We start from the raw sequence: 3,426 nt of genomic DNA on the forward strand, positions 1-3,426 counted from the left end.
TCGCGGCAACTGAGTACAGACCCTAACGAAAAGTGCCCGGCGCCAAACCACATTTACCAATTGAACGATTGTCGCTGCCTATGCCCCTCGGCTAAGGGACCGGCTTCTTTCGCCACGACGGGGCCCCACACTCGTAATGCATAGTGCGCTCGGTTTGTTGAAGGAGCGCCGATTCCTGCCTCTGTTCGTCACGCAGTTCCTCGGTGCCTTCAACGACAATCTGTTCAAACAGGCGATGGTCATCGTCGTGGTTTATCAGATTTACAACAACCCACAGTACGAACAGAGCTTCACCGCGCTTGCCACCGCGATCAGCATCATACCCTTCTTTCTGCTGTCCGCGCTGGCCGGGCAGCTCGCCGACGCCAACGACAAGAGCATGATCATCCGCATCGTCAAGACCGCGGAAATCGTCATCATGCTGGTCGGCGGCAGCGGGCTGCTGCTCGCCAAAGCGGGCCATACCGCCATCGGCATGGCGTTCATGCTGACCGCGGTGCTGGCGCTCGGCATCCATTCGACCTTTTTCGGCCCGATCAAATACGCGATCCTGCCGCAGCATCTCGAAGAGGACGAAGTGCTGGGCGGTACCGGGCTGGTAGAATCGGCGACCTACCTGGCGATTCTGCTGGGTACCGTGCTCGCCGGCTTCATGAAGGTGGAGCATGCCGTCATCGGCACGCTGGTCGTTGCGGCGATCGGCTGGTTTGCCGGACGGAAGGTACCGCCGGCGCCACGCGTCGGCCCCGAGCTCAAGATCAACTACAATCCCTTCACCGCCTCGTGGCGGCTGATCAGCGGGACGATGCACATTCCCCGCCTGTTCCTGGCGATCTGCGCGATCAGCTTTTTCTGGACGATGGGTGCGGTGCTGATCATCATCTTCACGCCGCTGGCCAAGAACGTGCTGACCGCCGACAAGCATGTCGCGACCTTGCTGACCGCTCTCTTCTCGATCGGCATCGCGATCGGATCGGTCGCGATCAACTCGCTGCTCAAGGGCCATACCTCGGCCAAATACGGCCCCGCTTCGGTGCTGATCATGGGCGCGTTCGTCGTTTTGTTCTCGATCCTGTGCAAAACGTGGCCGCCCGCGGTCGGCCATTATTACGGCTGGCTCGAATTCATCGCGATGCCGCGCGCGCTGCTGGTGATCGGCGCCTTGATGGGGATCGCGATCTTCGGCGGGATGTTCGTCGTGCCCCTCTACGCTTTCCTGACGACGACGGTGACCAAGGACGAGACGTCGCGCACGGTCGCCGCCAACAATGTCGTCAATTCGGGATCGATGGCGATCGGCGCGGCAATGGTCACCGCTTTGTCGCATGCCGGTGTGACCCCGACCAACATGCTGTTCGTCGTCGCCGCAATGTGTCCGGTGTCGGCCTGGCTCGCACAGAAGCTGCACAAGGCCTGCGACTGAGCGGGTACTCCCGGCCGACCCGCTCGCGTTAGAGAATGAGCGTGTAGATGCAGATGAAGAAGGCGGTGAAGCTCAAGACGAAGAGCTTCAGGTCGCCATCGTCATTGCGTCGCCGGACCGTCCCGTCGATTCCGAACCGGCGGCGGAAAGGGTGGCTGGCCCCCCGTGGGGCGACTTGGAGATACCCTGGCATGGCGAGCAGTTAACGCGCCGTTTACGATTTGGGCCATCGTTAAGAATGGTTAACCACTGTCCACCGATGGGACGGATACGCAGGGAACTTTTTGGCAGGTCGCCGGCTGCCGTTCAGGCTTGGCGAGCGAGCAGGGTTTCGGAGTCGCCCGCCATCGTCGGTCCGGCTGAAGCAAGCACGCCGAACAGGTCGCGCGGATCGCTCGGCCGCGCGAGCAAGTCTATCGTGCTGTAGAGGCTCGCCTCGCCCACCACGTCGTCGAGATAACGCAGCGCCGAGAAATCCTCGATCGCGAAGCCAACCGAATCGAACAAGGTGATCTCGTCGCGATGCGCGCGACCCGGTGCCTCGCCGGCGATCACGCGCCACAATTCGGTGGCCGGAAAGTCGGCCGGCTTCTGCTGGATTTCGCCCTCGATCCGCGTCTGGGGCAGATATTCGACGAACACGCTGGCGCGATCGAGGATCGCGTCCTGCAATTCGGTCTTGCCCGGACAATCGCCGCCGACCGCGTTGATGTGAATCCCCGAGCCGATCATATTGTCCGACAGGATCGTCGCGCGCTTCTTGTCCGCGGTCACCGTGGTGACGATGTCGGCGCCCTCGACCGCTTCCTGCGCGGATGGCGCGACAGTGATGGCGAAATCGCGGCCGGCCATGTTGGCGCGGAACTTGGCGGTCGCGGCGGGATCGACATCATAGATGCGCAGGCGGTCGATGCCGAGCAAGGCGCGGAACGCCTCGGCCTGGAATTCGGCCTGCGCCCCCAGCCCGATGATCGCCATTGTCCGCGCGCCGGGCCGCGCCAGATAGGTCGCGGCCAGCGCCGACATCGCCGCCGTGCGCAGCGCGGTCATGATCGTCATCTCGGCGATCAACCGCGGATAACCGGTCGCGACATCGGCCAGCACCCCGAACCCTGTCACGGTCTGCAACCCCGCCGCCTGGTTGGCGGGATGGCCGTTGACATATTTGAACCCGAAATCCCGCTTGTCGGCGATCGGCATCAGCTCGATCACGCCGCCGGGCGAATGGCTGGCGTAACGCGGCGATTTGTCGAATTCGGACCAACGGCCATAATCGGCCGCGATATAGTCGGCGAGCTCACGGAGCAGATTGCCCAGCCCCTTGCGCCGGACCAGTTCAACGACGTGACCTACCTCGACTAAGCGCATGACCCTCATCCTTTCGAGCGAGGATGTTAGGCAGGCGAAACGCTGCGCATAATTGCATTATCGCTGGATAATAATACAACGGCGATGCATTATGCTCAGCGGCAAGGAGCAGATCGATCATGCAGGAGCTCGACCCGACTGACCGGCGGCTGATCGCCGAATTGCGCAGCGACGGCCGCGCGCCAATGGCGCAACTGGCCAGCCGCATCGGCATATCGCGTGCGACCGCCGAGAAGCGCGTCGCACGGATGGTCGAGAACGGCACGATCCTGGGCTTCACCGTCCGCGCGCGTGACGAAACGTCGAGCATCCGCGCGGTGATGATGATCGAGGTGGCGGGCCGCGCGACCAGCGCGGTGATCCGCAATTTGAAGGAAATCCCCGAGCTCCACACGCTCCACACCACCAATGGCGGCTGGGACCTGATCGCCGAGTTGCGCGCCGACAGCCTGGGCGATTTCGACCGCGTGCTGCGCGAGGTGCGGCTGATCGATGGGGTACTGAACAGCGAGACGAGTTTGTTGTTGAGTTCGGCTTGAGGGGAAATAGCCCTCTCCCGTTTACGGGAGAGGGTTGGGTGAGGGTCTTCTTCCTTCTTTTTCGGCACACGCTTGGAAGAAGTAAGAAGACCCTCA

At 62.4% G+C, this 3,426-nt stretch carries 3 protein-coding genes; 2 read left to right on the forward strand and 1 reads right to left on the reverse strand.

Annotated features, from left to right (window positions below; translation table 11 throughout):
• The first annotated feature begins 136 nt into the window (after positions 1 to 136).
• Entirely contained in the window at positions 137 to 1,423 is a 1,287-nt protein-coding gene (locus SAS01S_RS21690; RefSeq protein ID WP_066813268.1) for an MFS transporter, read from the forward strand.
• Between the two features lie 306 nt (positions 1,424 to 1,729).
• Here SAS01S_RS21690 and ocd read toward each other — a convergent pair whose 3' ends face one another.
• Complete coding sequence (gene ocd / locus SAS01S_RS21695) at positions 1,730 to 2,791, reverse strand: ornithine cyclodeaminase (protein WP_281179348.1); 1,062 nt, start codon at positions 2,789 to 2,791, stop codon at positions 1,730 to 1,732.
• 119 nt (positions 2,792 to 2,910) lie between these two features.
• Between ocd and SAS01S_RS21700 the strand changes: the two genes are divergently transcribed.
• Positions 2,911 to 3,330: an Lrp/AsnC family transcriptional regulator gene (locus tag SAS01S_RS21700; RefSeq protein WP_066813272.1), complete on the forward strand. Its 420-nt coding sequence runs from the start codon at positions 2,911 to 2,913 to the stop codon at positions 3,328 to 3,330.
• The last annotated feature ends 96 nt before the right edge of the window (positions 3,331 to 3,426 follow it).

The sequence above is a fragment of the Sphingomonas asaccharolytica NBRC 15499 genome (assembly GCF_001598355.1).
GTDB classification, from domain to species: Bacteria; Pseudomonadota; Alphaproteobacteria; order Sphingomonadales; family Sphingomonadaceae; genus Sphingomonas; species Sphingomonas asaccharolytica.

What these genes read in the sequence shown, in the direction of transcription:
- SAS01S_RS21700 (WP_066813272.1), top strand. Translation starts at nt 2,911, where the DNA reads ATGCAGGAGCTCGACCCGACTGACCGGCGGCTGATCGCCGAATTGCGC.
- ocd (WP_281179348.1), bottom strand. Translation starts at nt 2,791, where the DNA reads ATGCGCTTAGTCGAGGTAGGTCACGTCGTTGAACTGGTCCGGCGCAAG.
- SAS01S_RS21690 (WP_066813268.1), top strand. Translation starts at nt 137, where the DNA reads ATGCATAGTGCGCTCGGTTTGTTGAAGGAGCGCCGATTCCTGCCTCTG.